Annotated in this window: 12 protein-coding genes; all 12 read left to right on the top strand. The window is 37.3% G+C overall.

Annotated elements, in window-relative coordinates; genetic code table 11:
- Positions 1-262 precede the first annotated feature (262 nt).
- The 12 genes from MKX37_RS15195 to MKX37_RS15140 all read left to right on the top strand — a co-directional run bounded on the left by MKX37_RS15195 (position 263) and on the right by MKX37_RS15140 (position 17592).
- A complete protein-coding gene (locus MKX37_RS15195) occupies positions 263-919 on the top strand; it encodes a uridine kinase family protein (protein ID WP_078422119.1) in 657 nt (218 codons plus the stop codon).
- Positions 920-1240: 321 nt separating this feature from the next.
- On the top strand, positions 1241-2242 hold the full coding sequence (locus tag MKX37_RS15190; RefSeq protein WP_078422120.1) for a phosphotransferase enzyme family protein: 1002 nt from the start codon (positions 1241-1243) through the stop codon (positions 2240-2242).
- A 304-nt stretch (positions 2243-2546) separates the two neighbouring features.
- Complete coding sequence (locus MKX37_RS15185) at positions 2547-3557, top strand: LacI family DNA-binding transcriptional regulator (RefSeq protein ID WP_078422121.1); 1011 nt, start codon at positions 2547-2549, stop codon at positions 3555-3557.
- Positions 3558-3610: 53 nt separating this feature from the next.
- Positions 3611-4042 carry an RbsD/FucU family protein gene (locus MKX37_RS15180; protein WP_078422122.1) on the top strand — a complete coding sequence of 144 codons (432 nt, stop codon included), beginning with the start codon at positions 3611-3613 and terminating at the stop codon, positions 4040-4042.
- Between the two features lie 59 nt (positions 4043-4101).
- A complete protein-coding gene (locus tag MKX37_RS15175) occupies positions 4102-5607 on the top strand; it encodes a sugar ABC transporter ATP-binding protein (protein ID WP_078422123.1) in 1506 nt (501 codons plus the stop codon).
- A gap of 34 nt (positions 5608-5641) precedes the next feature.
- Positions 5642-6646 (top strand): ABC transporter permease, encoded by a 1005-nt coding sequence (locus tag MKX37_RS15170; protein WP_176126843.1) that lies wholly within the window; start codon positions 5642-5644, stop codon positions 6644-6646.
- A gap of 46 nt (positions 6647-6692) precedes the next feature.
- Positions 6693-7688 carry an ABC transporter substrate-binding protein gene (locus MKX37_RS15165; RefSeq protein WP_078422124.1) on the top strand — a complete coding sequence of 332 codons (996 nt, stop codon included), beginning with the start codon at positions 6693-6695 and terminating at the stop codon, positions 7686-7688.
- Between the two features lie 53 nt (positions 7689-7741).
- Positions 7742-8392, top strand: a complete 651-nt coding sequence (locus tag MKX37_RS15160; RefSeq protein WP_078422125.1) for a class II aldolase/adducin family protein — start codon at positions 7742-7744, stop codon at positions 8390-8392.
- Positions 8393-8420: 28 nt separating this feature from the next.
- Positions 8421-9914, top strand: coding sequence for a rhamnulokinase (locus tag MKX37_RS15155; RefSeq protein WP_078422126.1), 1494 nt, complete (start codon positions 8421-8423; stop codon positions 9912-9914).
- 1 nt (position 9915) lies between these two features.
- Positions 9916-11706: an L-fucose isomerase gene (locus MKX37_RS15150; protein WP_078422127.1), complete on the top strand. Its 1791-nt coding sequence runs from the start codon at positions 9916-9918 to the stop codon at positions 11704-11706.
- Positions 11707-11901: 195 nt separating this feature from the next.
- The gene (locus tag MKX37_RS15145) at positions 11902-13971 is read left to right on the top strand and encodes a bifunctional aldolase/short-chain dehydrogenase (RefSeq protein WP_078422128.1); all 2070 of its coding nucleotides are present in this window, start codon (positions 11902-11904) and stop codon (positions 13969-13971) included.
- Positions 13972-14121: 150 nt separating this feature from the next.
- On the top strand, positions 14122-17592 hold the full coding sequence (locus tag MKX37_RS15140) for a glycosyl hydrolase family 95 catalytic domain-containing protein (RefSeq protein ID WP_078422129.1): 3471 nt from the start codon (positions 14122-14124) through the stop codon (positions 17590-17592).
- Positions 17593-18092: the final 500 nt, after the last annotated feature.

The raw sequence follows: 18092 nt of genomic DNA, 5'->3' as shown, positions 1-18092 counted from the left end.
TCCTTTATTAGTCATGACTGCATTGGTTCGCATAAATTACCGAAAAATAGAGGATATTCTATTGAATTGATAAAGTTAGAAATGTATTTAATCATGTAGGTGTTCACAAATAATAAAGTCATTTAAAAGATAATAAAGTTGTTTAGAATTAGAGATGGTATGATGAAAAATCACACTATCTTTTTCTTTTTATGTATAATTAAATAAAAGGATTTTCGGATATTAAAATAAAGGGTAGTATATTAGCGCAAGGGGGAGAATGATGGATAAGTTGTTACAAGAAATCATAAATTGGTTAAGGATGAGCGATGAACAAATTGTTATTGGTATTTCAGGACATGGTGCAGCTGGAAAAACAACGTTTGCTAATAGACTCGTAAACCTACTAAATCAAAATGAAGTAAATTATATTAATACAGATCCTTACATTGTTAGTTCGGATATCCGTAAGCATGCAGTGATTCATTATACATATCAAAATGAAAATCATCGTTATAAAATGACAGCTTGTCATCCAGCAGCGCACCATTTGGCAGCTTTAGAAAGAGATATTCAGATGGTTAGAGCTGGGCTAGATTTTTATACGATAGATACGCATTATATGAAAAGTAAGTTGATTTCTTCGAAAAATAAAGTAACGATTGTGGAGGGAATGAGCGCCGCATTTATTAATCCTGATTTATTTGATTTGAAAATTTATTTTTATACAGATGGCGAAACGGAACTAATGAGAAGATCAAGCCGTGATATAGCTGAAAGGGGAGCTGATATAAATTATTTAAGGCAGTCTCATAAAGAACGCCGGATTCAATATGAAGTATTTATGCATTCGTATAGTCAGCGTTTTGATATCATTATCAAAACTTCCGATGAAACAACATGTTTAGAAAAAAATATATTTGAGTTTTATGAAGTTTAAATGAAAATACTCAATTTGTTAATTTCATTATGACGGTTAATTTTTCTTATTTAGTACTTGTATTAAACAAATTTATTATTTAATCAAAAATACATTCACTATGAAATAACTAGATTTTTAAAAAGATTTAGCAGTCTTCTTTCATCTACATAGATAGAAGGCTACTGTGATTTTGGCGGCAAAATTACATAACTTTATTATTACTCCACAGTAGGATATGATTCTTTATTTGAATAAATTAAGTGTATCTTAATAATCCTTACTTTAAAAGGTTTTTATTCGGAAGTATAAAAATGAATTTTTGCATGAAAGGGGAATAGGGTGAAACACATAATAAGAAATGTAGTAATGAATTATTTTAAAGAAATTCATTCACTAATAGTGGAAGAAGAATTACATAAGAACAGTTGGCATACAGATTTGCATTATAAAATCATCGTAAATGGAAATCGGTATTCCGCACGGTTGATGAATAGCAAGCGAACAATCAATCCGGCCTTTGGGACTTTATCAAATGAACAATTGAAAGAGCAAGTACGGTTTACGTATTATTTAAGAGAGTATGGAATTCCATTTATGCAGATTAAGGAGAATAGGGCGGGAGAGTCATTTACATTAGTCACTTGGAATGATGAACAGTACCGGTTTGTATTGTCTACTTGGATTGATGGGGAACATATTACTCATTGTACAGAAACGATGGCAGAAGTCTTTGGAAGGGAAGCAAGAAAGATACATGACCTTTCTAGTACATTTCAAAGCCCGATTTTTCAAAAGAAATCACATTTAGATGGATATAATGAGTTTATAAAGCTATTAGAAAATAAGAGCGGTATATGTAAGGAATTAAGAGGGTATATAGATCTCGTTAAGTATCATATAAAATGCGCACATACGAGTGATTTAGAGTTTATTGTACAGACAGATTTAAATCCTTTAAATGTTATATGGAACTCAAATCAATATGTAAAAGGAATTATAGATTTTGAATCGATTGGATATGTAGATCGCATTGAAGGATTAGCCTTTTTAATAAAATGGTACTCTCGAACGAAAGGAATACAGTCGCATAAAGTATGTCCGGAAGTTGCTAGAGCATTTTTAGAAGGGTATAAAGCTAATAACATTTTAACTTCAAATGATTATAAAAGACTTTCTTCGTTATTATGGCTATCGGGTAGTTTGAATTGGAATTTTGTTAAAAAGACGATGAGTCTATTAAGTGATGAGAGAGAATTAGAAGAACATTTGAAAGTTTATAAGATAAGAGGAGAAAGATTGTCTTTATTGATAAGTAGAGAAAGAGCTAACTCACACGAGTAGGCTCTTTCTTTTTATGTACTACGAATCTTCCTAATAGAACGATGTTACGGCATTTCTTCTATAGAATATAGGTCTAAAAAAGCCCATGTAATCATAAAAAAATGATTTCATTCACGTTTAACAGGTTATCTGATGTATAGGCGTATTTTTGTGAAAAAAATGTTTTAAAAAAGTGTTGAAATATTTCGAAAATTAAATTATTATTATCCATGTAAACTACTAAGTAATCGTTTACATGGATGAATTAAGGGTTTAAGCGAAACTGAAGTAAACGATTTCTTGAAAACTTAGAAAGAGTGATGAAATGGCTAAGTCTACAATTAAAGATGTTGCAATGGAAGCGAATGTGTCTACAGCTACAGTATCTCGGGTGTTAAACGCAAGTGGATTTGTAAGTGACGACATAAAAGATCGTGTTTATTTAGCTGTGAAAAAACTTAATTATCAACCAAATGCGATTGCTAGAAGTCTAAAGCAAGATAAAACATACACGATTGGTGTTGTGATTCCAGATATCACAAACCAGTATTACATGACAATTTCAAAGGCGATTGAAGATATTGTGCAGCAAAAGGGATATAACCTTATTTTTTGTAGCAGTCATGAAAATCCTAAAAAAGAGGATAAATTGTTGCAACTACTAGTGGAGCAACGGGTAGATGCGATTGTGTTGGCGACTGCTGGAGGTTGTGAAGAAAGAGTAAGAAGTATTCATCAAGCCGGTGTACCGATTGTTTTAGTTGATCGGACTGTTGAGATTGGAGATTCAAAATTAGATTCGGTTATAGAAAGTAATTTTGAAAGTGCTTATACATTAACGAGCTATCTTTTAAAACAGGGTCATAGATCGATTGGTCTTGTGAATGGATTGTTGAACGTAAGTACAGGTAAAGAGCGCTATGAAGGATTTCAAAAAGCTTTGGAAGAGTTTGGGATTCAGGAAGATGAAAACTATACGTTTAATAGCACTTTCACTAGAGAGGGTGGAATGAAAGCAGTTGATTATTTTCTTAATTTTACTGAGAAACCGTCAGCTATTCTATCTTTGAACAATGAAATGGCATTCGGTGTTCTTCTTGAATTAACGAGGAGAGGATACTCAATACCAGAGGACGTTGTGATCGCTTCTTTTGGTGATGTGGAAGCAGCGCAATTATTACGAGCACCTGGGATTATATCAGTAGCTCACAAACCATATGAAATGGGAGAAAGAGTAGGTGATATTTTACTAAAGCGTTTAAACAATGAAGAAGGTCCTTTTAATGAAATATTTACACCGAAATTACTAATAGATGCACAGAGTGTACGTAGTTAAAACGATTAGAAATAATGATTTTCGTTCAGATAAAAATCGGAAGGGAGATAGAAATGCTAAAAGGAATACCGAAAATAATTAGTCCAGATTTAATGAAAATTCTTTTAGAAATGGGGCATGGGGATGAGATTGTGTTAGCGGATGGAAATTTCCCCGCTGCCTCTTGCGGGGCGAAGCTCATTCGATGTGAAGGGCATGGAGTTCTTGAAGTATTACAGGCAATTTTGCAATTCTTTCCACTCGATACGTATAGCAATCATTCTGTTTCATTAATGAAGGTTGTAAAAGGGGATCCTACCACGCCCTCCATTTGGGAAACGTATGATGCGGTGATTAAAAAATATGATACTCATTTTGATAGTTTTGAGATGATTGACCGCTTTGCATTTTATGAGAGAGCAAGGAAGGCTTATGCAATTGTTGCAACGAGTGAGAGTGCTCTCTATGCCAATATGATTTTAAAAAAGGGCGTGGTTACCGATTAGCACAGTATTAAACTCATATATTGTTTCATTTAAAAAATCATAGGGTAGTAGGTGATGGGATGAATGAATTGCTACTGAAAATGGATGGAATTAGTAAAGCGTTCCCTGGTGTGCAAGCGCTTTCTAATGTGAAGTTTGAATTGGAAAAAGGCGAAGTTCACGCACTTTTGGGTGAGAATGGAGCTGGCAAATCCACATTAATGAAGATTTTAACAGGGATTTATCAAAGAGATACTGGAACGATTGCGTACGAAGGAAGAGAAATAGAGGTTCCAGATACAAAAGCAGCACAAAGACTTGGAATCAGCATTATTCACCAGGAACTTAACTTAGCTCCGCATTTAACAGTTGCCCAAAATATTTTTATTGGAAGAGAACCTAAAGGTTTATTTAATCTTTTTTTGGATGAAAAAGAATTGAATAACAGGGCAAAAAAATTATTTGAAAGGTTAAACATTAAACTAGATCCTAGGGAATTAGTAGGTGATTTGACAGTTGCGAAACAACAAATGGTGGAAATCGCTAAAGCTCTTTCCTTTGATTCAAAAGTATTGATTATGGATGAGCCAACCGCAGCCTTAACGGATACTGAAATCGATTCATTGTTTGTTATGATTCGGAAATTACGGGGGGACGGTGTAGGAATTGTTTATATCTCTCACCGTATGGAAGAGCTAAAGAAAATTACGGACCGTGTATCGATTATGCGAGACGGTACATACGTAGGGACGATGAACACGAAAGATGCAACGATTGAACAAATTATTTCTATGATGGTTGGAAGAAAAATTGATAACAATCAAAAACCAGAAATGAAAGAGAAAACGCGAGAAAAAGTGTTTGAAGTAAAAAGTTTAAAGAGAGGGAACACGATAAAGGATGTAAGTTTTGAGCTGTATAAAGGAGAAATCGTTGGCTTCGCTGGATTGATGGGAGCTGGAAGAACGGAAGTAGCTCGTGCCATATTTGGGGCAGATCCATTAGACTCAGGGGAGATTTTCATAAATGGAAAAAGGATGAGTATAAAAAGTCCGACTGATGCAGTACAACATGGAATTGGCTATTTGTCCGAAGATCGAAAACAGTTTGGGCTTCTAATTGGGATGGATGTCAAAACAAATATTGCAATGGCATCCATGAAAGATTATGTAAAACCTCTTGGCTTGATGCATGGTTCTAAAATTGATCAACAGTCTGAGGAATTAATTAAAAGGTTAAAAATTAAAACACCGTCAGGTAATCAATTAGTGAAAAATCTTTCAGGAGGGAATCAACAAAAAGTAGTTATTGGCAAGTGGTTGACTAGAGATTCAGATATCTTAATCTTCGATGAGCCTACACGTGGAATTGATATCGGGGCAAAAGATGAAATTTATAAGTTACTAAATGAATTAGCTGAGCAAGGAAAATCTATCATTATGATCTCCTCAGAACTTCCTGAAATATTAAGGATAAGTCACCGTGTAATTGTCATGTGTGAAGGAAAGATAACTGGAGAATTGAAAAATGATGAAAAAGCATCGCAAGAAGCGATTATGACTCTTGCCACAAAACGAATTATGTAATGAATATTAACGGATGATAAAGGAGTGAACAGGAATGGAAATACAAAAGGCAGTCGAGTTTCCAGTTGAAGGGAAGATGAGGAAAGGGATTAATTCAAATGCTCTTCAGCAGCTTCTAGCATTTGCAAGCTTAATAGTACTTGTTTTCATTTTTTCAATTGCTTCAGCTAATTTTCTGCAATTTGATAACATTATAGGAATCTTTCTATCGACAGCTGTTACAGGCATCCTTGCTTTAGGGGCAACGATGATTATCGTTACAAGTGGAATTGATTTATCATGTGGAACCGTACTGACTTTGTCTTCGGTTATGACAGGCGTTTTTGCTGTCAACTTAGGTTTACCGGTTTGGGTAGCTGTTATCGGAGGTATTTTAATTGGTGCCGTAGTAGGTTTGATTTCTGGAGCTGCGATTGCAAAATTGAAGATTCCACCATTTATTGCAACGTTAGCGATGATGATGATCGCGAAAGGATTGGCACTTGTTATTTCGAAAGCGACTCCAATCTATTTCACTTCTATACCGAGTTTTAACAAAATTGCGATGGGTTCTATTATTCCTGGTTTTGCTATTCCGAATGCTGTTTTCATCTTTTTTGGAATGGCCATTTTCGCAAGCTTAATTTTAAATAAAACGATAATCGGAAGGTATACATTTGCACTAGGAAGCAATGAAGAAGCAACTCGTCTTTCTGGAGTGAATGTAGATAAGTGGAAAATAATTATCTACATGCTTGCAGGTGTTTTTACTGGTGTTGCAGGGATTATAATGGCATCTCGTTTAAATTCTGCTCAGCCTGCTTTAGGAGCAGGATATGAATTGGAAGCAATCGCAGCAGTAGTTATCGGAGGAACTTCTTTAAGTGGTGGTAAAGGAACAATTCTTGGTACTGTGATTGGTGCATTGATTATGAGTGTGTTAACAAATGGTCTGCAAATCCTTTCAGTGCCTCAAGAATGGCAAACAGTAGTTGTAGGGGCTGTTATCTTATTAGCAGTTTACGCAGATGTGTTGCGAAACAAAAAAGCAAAGAATTAACGGTGATACTGTTTTTAAATAAAACAATATATAGGGGGAATTTTAGATGAAAAAAGCAAAAAAAGGCATCGTTTTATCGTCAATTCTCGCAATCTCAATGTTTATGGGGGCGTGTTCTTCAAACAATGCAAGCACAGGAAGTAAGGATAGTAGTGCTCCTGCAAAAGATGACGGTAAGCGCTATGTTGCGATCATTTCAAAAGGGTTCCAGCATCAGTTTTGGCAGGCGGTTAAAAAAGGGGCTGAGCAAGCAGCAGATGAATATAAGGTCAATATTACATTTGTAGGTCCTGAGACGGAAGCACAGGTTGATAAACAAGTTGAAATGCTACGTAGCACACTTGATAAAAAACCTGATGCGATTGGTTTCGCAGCATTAGACTCTAAAGCTGCTCTTCCTTTATTAGAACAAGCAAAAAACAAAAAAATTCCGGTTGTTGCATTTGACTCAGGTGTTGAAGGAGATATACCTGTAGCAACAGCTGCAACAGATAATAAAGCGGCAGCAGCTCTTGCAGCTGAGAAAATGGCTGGTTTAATTGGTGAAAAAGGGGAAGTAGCAGTAGTTGCTCACGACCAGACAAGTAAAACAGGTGTTGAACGCCGAGATGGTTTTGTAAATACAATCAAATCAAAATATCCGAACATCAAAATTGTCGATATTCAATATGGTAGCGGTGATCAATTAAAATCGACTGACGCTGCTAAAGCAATTATGCAAGCACACCCAAATGTAAAAGGTATTTTCGGTACAAATGAAGGTTCTGCAATTGGGGTAGTAAATGCTGTTAAAGAATTGAACAAAAAGAGTGTCGTAGTAGTTGGCTTTGACTCTGGTAAACTACAAATTGATGCAATTAAGAGCGGAGTAATGGCAGGTGCGATTACACAAAACCCAATTGGAATTGGTTATGAAACTGTGAAAGCTGCTGTTGAAAACTTAGATGGGAAACAAGTATCAAAAACAATCGACACTGGTTTCTATTGGTACGATAAAAAGAACATCGATGATCCAAAAATTAAGGAAGTTCTATATCAATAAAATATAAAACGAAACTAGCAATACAAATAAGATAGAAACTGAGGTGTATAACATTGTCCAATGTAATAAATGATTTAAAATTATATGCACATAAAATTGTTCAAACTGGTCTTGTTGTAGGAGCAGGTGGAAATTTGAGTATGAGAGATGGAAATATTATGTATATTTCCCCTAGCGGTTTTGATTTGCAAGAGATAGAAGACGACGAGTGGGTACGTGTCGATATTGAAACCGGTGAGATATTGGATGATTTAAAACCATCCTCTGAAATTTTAATGCATTTGGAATGTTTTCGTAAACGTCCTGATATAACAGCTGTTTTACATGCGCATCCAAGCTATTCGGTAGGTGTATCATGTACTGGCCATACGATTCCGAGTCTATTCCCAGATTTTCCGGCAATGATTCAAAGCGTCGCTTACCTTGACTATATGATTCCGACTACAGAAGTATTGGCTAATGCAGTATCTGGCGTAATTGAGGAAAATGATGTAGTGGTAATGAGAAATCACGGCGTACTGACGGTTGGTAAAACGATGAAAGAAGCATATTTTCTTCTGCAAATTCTAGAGGAAGCGGCAAAGGTATATACGATTGCATCGACAGTAGGAGTACCAAGAGTCCTTACAGAGGAAGAATGTCACGAGTTAAGAAATCTTTCTTCCGAGAAATATAGATTAAAACTACTAAAAGATGCGGAGTAGTTGAAATGTTTCCGAAGGGTGTGAATGAATGGAAAAAGTTTGGGCTTTTGATTTAGGGGCATCCAATGGGCGTTTAATGGTAAGTGGATTTGATGGGAAACGCCTTTATCTTGAAGAGGTTCATCGGTTCTCCAATCGTCCTGTTTACGTAACAGGTCATTATTATTGGGATATTTTAAGGATATTCCAGGAGATGAAGAATGGAATTGGTAAAAGTATTAGAAACGGACATAAGTCGATTGAAAGTTTGTCTATCGATACGTGGGGAGTTGATTTCGGACTTCTCTCTGAAACAGGTGAATTGCTTAGTAATCCGTATTCTTATAGAGATCCGCATACAAATGATAGCCTAAAGGAAATCACGGAAGTCATTCCACGGGATGTTTTGTTCTCTCGTTCGGGAGTTACACCGGCAGCAATTAATACGATTTGCCAGCTGTATACGATAAAAAAGAATAACCCAGATTTAATGGAAAAGGCAAAAACTCTTTTATTAACACCAAACTTATTGAGTTATTTATTTTCCGGTGTAAAGGCGAATGAATATACGATCAGTACAACGACATCGTTATTTCATATTCATGAGCGTAATTGGGATACTGCCCTTATGACCGAGCTAAGCCTTCCTACAGAAATCATGGCAAATATTGTGATGCCAGGAACGACTCTTGGTCCGACTCTTTCTTCGATTCATAACGAATTTGGCATACAGCCTGTTAAGGTTATTGCTGGAACGGGACATGATACTGCCTGTGCTCTTGCAGCATTGCCTATAAAATCAGAAAATTCAGTATTTATGAGCTGCGGTACGTGGATCTTAATGGGCGTTCAAGTAAAGGAACCAGTAATAAATGAACGGGCTTTGGAATGGGGATTTACAAATGAAGGAACAGCAGATGGCGAGTTTCGGCTGCTCAAAAATATTATGGGATTATGGCTCATTCAAGAATGTAGAGCGGTTTGGGCAAGAGAAGGTAAGCTTTTTACTTACGAAGAAGAGGCAGAGTTGATTCGAAATACAAAACCATCTACACATTTCATAGACCCAGATGATCCTTCTTTCTTCAATCCGGAAAACATGCCAAAACAAATCCGGGATTTCTGTATAAAGAGTGGTCAACAACCGCCTGAAACGGAAGGAAGTTTCCTTCGTTGTATTTTGGAGAGTCTTTCACTCAGGTACAGGTGGGTCTTAGAGAAACTGGAAGTTTTAACTGGAAAATCGATAGAGGTTATCCATATGGGCGGTGGTGGCATTCAAAATGATTTGTTTTGTCAATTTACCGCAAATGCGACAAACCGCCCTGTTATAGCAGGACCGGTTGAAGCGAGTGCGATTGGAAATGCATTATCGCAATGGATTGCACTTGGGAAAATAAAAGATTTAAAGGAAGGTAGAGAAATTGTTGAAAGTTCGTTTCCTGTTAAACATTATCAACCTCAAAATCAATCAGAATGGCAGGAAGCATACGGCCGTTTTATCGAAATAATTGACCAAAATGTAATGAAAAAGGGGTTTTAAAATGAAAACTGTTCATAATAGATTTTACAATAAATTACCAAAAGTCGGTATAAGACCGACTGTTGATGGGAGAAGAAATGGTGTACGTGAATCTCTTGAAGATATGACGATGAATCTAGCAAAATCGGTAGCGAACTTATTAACTGAAAATTTGCGTCACTATAATGGGGAAGCAGTAGAATGTGTCATTGCTGATACATGTATTGGTGGTGTGGCTGAGTCGGCTAAAGCAGCTGAAAAATTTGCAAGAGAGGGAGTCGGTGTTTCTATCACTGTTACACCATGCTGGTGCTATGGTTCTGAAACGATGGATATGAATCCCGACATTCCAAAAGCAGTATGGGGATTTAATGGAACAGAACGTCCAGGGGCAGTGTATCTTGCGGCTGTCCTAGCCGCCCACAATCAAAAGGGTATTCCGGCTTTCGGAATATACGGGAAAGATGTGCAAGATTTAAGTGATACATCCATTCCTGAGGATGTGCAGGCAAAACTACTTCAATTTGCAAAGTCTGGTCTTGTTGTTGCCGCTCTAAAAGGGAAATCGTATCTTTCGATGGGGTCTGTATCTATGGGGATTGCCGGTAGTACAGTCCAACCTGAATTTTTCCAGGATTATTTAGGAATGAGAAATGAATACATTGACATGTCTGAATTCGTAAGAAGGATAGATGAAGAGATTTATGATAAGGAAGAATATGAAATGGCTTTAAACTGGGTAAAAGAGTATTGCCTAGAAGGCCAAGATAATAATACGGAAGACATGCAAAGGTCAAGGGAGCAAAAGAATAAAGATTGGGAAACTAGCGTCAAAATGACGTTAATTGCAAGAGATCTTATGGTTGGAAATCAAAAATTAGAGGAACTTGGCTATGGTGAGGAAGCGCTAGGATACAACGCCATTTCTGCAGGCTTCCAAGGTCAGCGTCAATGGACGGATCATTTCCCGAATGGTGATTTTATGGAAACAATTTTAAATTCCTCCTTTGATTGGAATGGAATTCGTCCGCCATACATTATGGCTACTGAAAATGACAGTTTAAATGGAGTCACGATGCTATTTGGTCATTTATTAACAAATACGGCTCAAGTTTTTGCGGATGTAAGAACGTATTGGAGCCCGGAGGCAGTAGAACGTGTGACAGGTCATAAACTTGAAGGATTGGCAGCAAATGGATTTATTCATATGATTAACTCCGGTTCAGCTGCACTTGATGGTACAGGACAACAAACGAAAGATGGAAAGCCTGTTATAAAACCGTTTTGGGAAATTACGGAGGAAGAAGTTCAAAACTGTTTGGCAGCTACTTCCTGGAGACCGGCTTCAACAGGGTATTTCCGCGGAGGTGGATTCTCGAGTGATTTCTTAACGAAGGGAAATATGCCTGTAACAGCAGCCCGTCTCAACCTTGTTAAAGGATTAGGTCCGGTTTTACAAATTGCAGAAGGCTATACGGTTGAAATACCAGAAGAGGTTCACGACATATTGGATAAGAGAACCGATCCAACTTGGCCAACAACTTGGTTTGTGCCAAATTTAACAGGAGAAGGTGCCTTTAAGGATGTTTACACCGTAATGAATAATTGGGGTGCCAATCATTGTGTAATAAGTTACGGACACATTGGCAACGATTTAATTACTCTTGCTTCGATGCTCAGAATCCCTGTAAATATGCATAACGTCAAAGAGGAGCAAATCTTTAGACCGAGTGCGTGGGGAATGTTCGGAACAAAAGATCCAGAAGCAGCAGATTACCGCGCCTGCCAAAACTTTGGCCCATTATACCATTAATGAAAAGATCCCCTGATTGTATATCGGGGGGTACTATAGAGCATATTTTTCCGCATTGGAATGAAAGTACTTTACATGTAAATGAATTGTAGTACTTAAAAGAATCGCAAGTAATATGAAACTCTTGAACATACGGATACACACTATTTTAGTATCTGAAATAATAGAACAATAAAAAATAACGGGGGTAAGAATATGGTTAATAGCTTATGGAACGAAACAAAGGCATCACAATTATCGCAAGGAGTAGACGAATTAGTTTATCGTTCGAATTTAATTGGAACAGACCGTGCAGTATGTAATTGGGGCGGTGGAAACACATCGGTAAAGACATTTGAAAAGGATTTTCGTGGTCATGATGTAGAGGTCATGTGGGTTAAAGGAAGTGGATCCGATTTAGCGACTATGAAAGCACAAAACTTTACTGGTTTAAGAATGGAAGACATTCGTTTATTAATTGAGCGTGAAGAAATGCCAGACGAAGAAATGGTAGAGTACTTATCGCATTGTATGATTGACAACAAACATCCACGTGCATCTATCGAAACGTTATTGCATGCTTTCTTACCTTTTAAACATGTGGATCATACACATCCAGATGCCATTATTAGTCTTTGCTGCGCACATAATGGAAGACAAATTGCGGAGGAAATTTATGGTAATCGTTTCGTTTGGGTTCCGTATGTGCGCCCTGGATTTACGTTATCTAAAATGATTGCAGAAGGAGTGAAAAATAATCCAAATGCTGAACTAGTGTTAATGGAAAAACACGGATTAGTCGTTTGGGGAGATACGGCGAAGGAGAGTTATGAAAAAACGATTGCTGTCATTAATGAGGCAGAACAATATATTCATGAGCGAGTGACTGAAAGTACTGTATTTGGAGGTCAAAAATATGAAGCACTTTCAGTAGAAGAGCGTAGAAGTATTCTTGCAAAAGTAATGCCGATTATTCGCGGGGCAGTTAGCGATGAAAAGAAAATGCTATTATCTTATGATGATGCAGATGAAGTACTTCAATTTGTAAACAGCCACAATGCACGAGAGCTTTCGCAAGTTGGAGCGGCTTGTCCTGATCATTTAGTTCATACAAAGCGCAGTCCTCTTTATATCGATTGGGATCCGCAAACGAAAGACACGGACGGATTAATAGAGAAAATGAAAGCTGGTGTGGAAAGCTTTAAAGAAGAGTATAAAGCTTACTTTGAACGTAACAAATACGAAGGAGACAAAATGTTTGAATCTGCACCTCGCGTTATTTTAATTCCTGGTATCGGTATGGTGAATACCGGTAAAAATGTGGCGATGTCAAAGGTAAGTGGTGCGCTGTATCATAGGGCGATTTCGGTAATGAAAGGCTCCACAACACTTGGACATTTCGTTTCTCTAAATGAAAATGAATCTTACAATGTTGAGTACTGGCCGTTAGAGCTATATAAATTATCATTAGCACCAGCTGAAGCGGAATTTTCTCGTAAAGTTGCTTTTATTACAGGTGGCGCTGGCGGAATCGGAAGTGAAACAGGACGCTGCCTCGTTTCAGAAGGTGCGCATGTAGTGCTTGCTGATTTGAACTTTGAAGGAGCAGAAAAAGTCGCGGCTGAAATTAACGAGAAGTATGGCGAAGGTCGTGCGCTCGCGGTAAAAATGGATGTAACAAAAGAAGAAGAAGTGAAGGCGGCATTTGAGCAGGCAGCTCTTGCTTACGGAGGCATTGATTGTATCGTAAACAATGCAGGACTTGCGACATCTAGTCCATTTGATGAAACAACGCTTCAGGAATGGAATTTAAATATGAACGTGCTTGGAACGGGATACTTCTTAGTGGCACGTGAAGCGTTCAAGCAAATGAAACAGCAAGGAATTGGCGGAAATATGGTATTTGTCGGATCGAAAAATTCTGTGTACGCAGGGAAAAACGCTTCGGCATATAGTTCTGTAAAAGCACTTGAAACACATTTAGCAAGATGTATTGCAGCTGAAGGCGGTGAGTATGGTATTCGTGTAAATTCAGTTCTTCCAGATGCGGTTCTGCAAGGATCAGCTATTTGGGGTTCAAAATGGCGTGAAGAACGTGCCGCAGCATACGGTATCGAGCCTGATCAGTTAGAAGAGCATTACCGTAAACGCACAACATTGTTGGTTAATATTTATTCGAAAGACATTGCTGAATCCATTGCTTTCTTTGCCTCTTCAAAGGCAGATAAAACAACTGGATGTATGATTACAGTTGATGGTGGCGTAACCGCAGCATTTACTAGATAAGTATTTCGCTTGTGAAAAGGTGTAATAGGCGAATATTTTTTGCCTATTATACTTCCATATAAAAGAATAGCGAATTTCATGGGGAGAATAGAATAAGTCAATGTGCAGAAGGGGATATTTTACATTCGCTTTTCAAAAGGGGATGGAAATTTGAAACTTAAAAACTTATTAACAGGGGGAGTGCTTTTTGGTACTTTATTATTCTCTTTAGGAAGTACTGGAGAGTTTAGTAAGGTAGAGGCAACATCACCTATTACGATTGAAACTCCAAAACCAGAGGGAAAGAAATTAACACTTTGGTACAATCAACCGGCAAAAGATTGGGAAAAACAAGCATTGCCAATTGGGAATGGTTATATGGGTGGCATGGTCTTTGGCGGAGTCCAGCAAGAACGTATTCAGTTTAATGAAAAAACGCTTTGGACTGGCGGACCAAGTAGTACGAGTGAGTATACTTACGGGAATCGTGATGGGGCAGCGAGTCACTTAGGTAGCATTAGGGAAAAGTTAGCAAAAGGTGATAAATCTGGAGCAGAAAAGGAATCTTCACAATTTCTCACAGGTCTTGAAAAAGGGTTTGGTTCCTATCAAAATTTTGGAGATATATACTTAGATTTTAATATGCCAGACGCGTCTTCATTTTCTAATTATCGTAGGGAATTAAATATAAATGAGGGAATTGCTACTGTTTCCTATAATTATAAAGATGTTCAATACAATAGAGAATATTTCACAAGTTATCCTGATCGCGTTATGGTTATGCGTTTAACGGCTAGTGAATCTAAAAAGCTTTCATTAGATGTTAGACCGACGAGCGCACAGGGAGGGGAAGTAACGTCCGTAGATAATAAAATCACTATGAAAGGACAAATAACGAATAATGGAATGAAATATGAAGCAGCATTCAAAGTACTGAATGAGGGCGGCACATTAACAGCAGAGAATGGAAAAATTAAAGTAGCAAATGCAGATAGCTTAACAATTATTATGACGGCGGCTACTGATTATGAAAATAAATACCCTGCTTATAAAGGGGAAGATCCACATGAAAAGGTTGAAAAAACCATGGCCGCTATTTCTAAAAAGAGTTATGAGGTTTTAAAATATACACATATTAAAGACTATCACTCTTTATTTAATCGTGTTTCTTTAAATTTAGGAGGGGAAAAACCATCTGTTCCAACAAATGAACTACTAGCATCTTACAGTAAAGAAAACAGTAAGTATTTAGAAGAACTATTCTTCCAATATGGAAGGTATTTGCTCATTTCTTCTTCAAGACCAGGAACGCTTCCTGCCAATCTACAAGGGGTATGGAATAATTCGAACACACCACCGTGGGAAAGTGACTATCATTTCAATATAAATTTGCAAATGAATTATTGGCCTGCAGAAGTGACGAATTTATCTGAAACAGCTTTGCCATTAATGGATTATGTTGATTCATTAAGAGAACCAGGAAGAGTTTCAGCTGAAAAACATTTCGGTGTTAAAGGCGGCGGATGGACCGTTAATACGATGAATAATCCATTTGGGTTTACCGCTCCTGGATGGGGATTAGGCTGGGGGTGGGCACCTAGTGCGAATGCCTTCATTGGTCAAAATGTTTGGGAACATTACAAATTTACGGATGATAAACAATACTTAAAAGAAAAGATTTATCCAATAATTAAAGAAGCGGCGGAGTTTCATAGTAAGTTTTTAGTCGAAGATCAAAATAAGAAGTTGGTTGTTTCTCCGTGCTGGTCTCCGGAGCTTGGTGGTATTTCTAATGGATGTGCTTTTGACCAACAGTTAGTGTATGAATTGTTCTCGAATGTAATTGAAGCGAGTGAGGTTTTACAGATTGATAATGTATTTCGAGATGAGTTAAAGGCGAAAAGGGACCGATTATTCCCGCCAATTCAAATTGGTAGATATGGTCAGGTGCAAGAGTGGAAGGATGATATAGATGATCCTGGTGAAACGCACCGGCATATATCCCAGCTAGTGGCACTATATCCAGGAAGTATGATTAATTACAAAACACCAGAATGGCTTCAGGCAGCTAAAGTTACTTTAAACCATCGTGGTGACGAGGGAACAGGCTGGAGTAAAGCGAATAAAATTAACTTATGGGCACGTTTATTAGATGGTGACCATGCTTATAAAATTTTGCAAGGGCAACTTACGGGAAGTACGCTCAGTAACCTATTTGATACGCATCCACCGTTTCAGATTGACGGAAACTTTGGCGCAACATCGGGAATTGCTGAAATGTTAATTCAAAGCCATACCGACTCCATTCAACTATTGCCTGCACTTCCGAGAGCTTGGAAGGACGGTTCTTACAAAGGACTAAGAGCACGCGGTGCATTTACGATTAATGCGGACTGGAAAAATGGCGTTCCTACAGTTATTCAGGTGACTTCGGATCATGGAAACGATGTAAAGTTAAAAAGTCCGATGTTCAATACACCATTTACTTTAACAAGAGTTGGAACGAACACACCGGTGCAATTTACGAAGAATGGCGATACAATTTCATTTAAAACGGAACAAGGTAAAGCTTATAAAATTGAGTCTATGCTCAGTTTCGATTTAGAATCTACGAACAGTGTAACTGCAGGAAATACAGTGAAGGTAAAAGCTCATTTATCTAACTTCGGTACATTGAAATCTTCTTCTGGGGAAGTGGTTGTAAAGGCTCCTGAGAGCTGGAATATGAAACCGATTAAGGTAGCTTTTGAAGGCGTTGAACCAGGGGGGTCTAAAACAATTGAGGCGGATATACCTGTTCCAATTGATATAGTTGCTAACAATTACGCTATTGAAGCGGAAGTAAACACAGATAGTGGGACGGTTAGTAAATCCAATCAAATAGAAGTTACTCCAGCAGTAAAGCTAATTTCGGCAAAGGTAGAACCAAATCCAATTATTGTTGAAGGTGGTTCTACTACATTAAAAGTAAAGGTTCAAAATGAAATAAAGGAAAAAGTGACACCTGGAAAAATTGAATTGCAATTACCAGAAGGATGGAATGCGCAGCCATCAACAACGGACTTTCAATTACCGGCAGGAGGAGAAGAAACATATTCGTTTGTTATCACTCCGCCAACTCAGTTTAAAGGAATGAAAGAAGTTGGAGTCTCCGTAAAATTGGGGAATTCGGTCGTGACTTCAACGAAAGTGCAAGTGGCTTCTGGCGGCATCTATCTTAGTGATATTCCGTGGATAAAAGCAACTGCCGGATGGGCAACAGTTCAAAAGGATAAAAGTACCGACGGAAACCCAATCTCATTACTCGGAACGGCAGGGCCGATTACGTATAAAAAAGGGATCGGAACTCATGCAAAATCAGAAGTTACCTATGATATATCAAAGGCAACATACAAACGATTTAATTCATATGTAGGAATTGATCAAGAATCTGGCGGTAAAGGTGGTTCAGTTGTGTTTAAAGTATTACTTGATGGAGTGGAAGTATTTAATAGCGGCACACTGTATTATAATACACCAGCCAAATTTGTTGATGTTGATCTTACTGGTAAGAAAGAATTAAAACTAGTAGTTGACGATGCAGGTAACGGTAATGGAAATGATCATGCGGACTGGGCAGATGCTTGGTTGAGTTATAAATAATCTATTATATTGGTATCAAAAAATACAAAACTTGATTTGTGCTATGGTAAATTGAGTATTGTAGGGGGATCATATTGCTATCAATCTTATAAAATAAAATCCCCCTAAAATGAAAAAATACGCTATTCTTTCTGTAGAATTATTAGGAAAGGATAGCGTTTTTGTATGTCTATTTCTATATTTGATGAATTTTAATTATTTATTATAGAAATTCAACACTTCTTATCTAAAATATTATATAAAGTCATATTCTCTGCCTACAGTTCGTAAATAACTGATAAAATGATTTCCATTAGGGAATTTTTCGCCTCTTTATATCTTTCCTAAGTATTTGCACCTGAACCGTATATAACGGTTTATTTTGTTTCGAGAATGTAACTTACGGACCAATAGAAGAGTATTTGGTCGTGCTAACTGGTCTTATCATCATTTAATTAGGCTAAAAATATATTTATAAAAGATAAATTGTATACTCATTTTTAATTTATATAATCGGTTAG

It is taken from the genome of Bacillus sp. FSL R5-0709 (assembly GCF_038004785.1).
Taxonomy (GTDB): Bacteria; Bacillota; Bacilli; order Bacillales; family Bacillaceae_G; genus Bacillus_A; species Bacillus_A mycoides.
Note: the sequence above shows the minus strand (reverse complement) of the source record. Positions and strands in the feature narration are given on the sequence as shown.

Coding starts and splice junctions, on each gene's coding strand:
- MKX37_RS15195 (WP_078422119.1), top strand. CDS start 263: ATGGATAAGTTGTTACAAGAAATCATAAATTGGTTAAGGATGAGCGAT.
- MKX37_RS15185 (WP_078422121.1), top strand. CDS start 2,547: ATGGCTAAGTCTACAATTAAAGATGTTGCAATGGAAGCGAATGTGTCT.
- MKX37_RS15180 (WP_078422122.1), top strand. CDS start 3,611: ATGCTAAAAGGAATACCGAAAATAATTAGTCCAGATTTAATGAAAATT.
- MKX37_RS15175 (WP_078422123.1), top strand. CDS start 4,102: ATGAATGAATTGCTACTGAAAATGGATGGAATTAGTAAAGCGTTCCCT.
- MKX37_RS15170 (WP_176126843.1), top strand. CDS start 5,642: ATGGAAATACAAAAGGCAGTCGAGTTTCCAGTTGAAGGGAAGATGAGG.
- MKX37_RS15165 (WP_078422124.1), top strand. CDS start 6,693: ATGAAAAAAGCAAAAAAAGGCATCGTTTTATCGTCAATTCTCGCAATC.
- MKX37_RS15155 (WP_078422126.1), top strand. CDS start 8,421: ATGGAAAAAGTTTGGGCTTTTGATTTAGGGGCATCCAATGGGCGTTTA.
- MKX37_RS15150 (WP_078422127.1), top strand. CDS start 9,916: ATGAAAACTGTTCATAATAGATTTTACAATAAATTACCAAAAGTCGGT.
- MKX37_RS15145 (WP_078422128.1), top strand. CDS start 11,902: ATGGTTAATAGCTTATGGAACGAAACAAAGGCATCACAATTATCGCAA.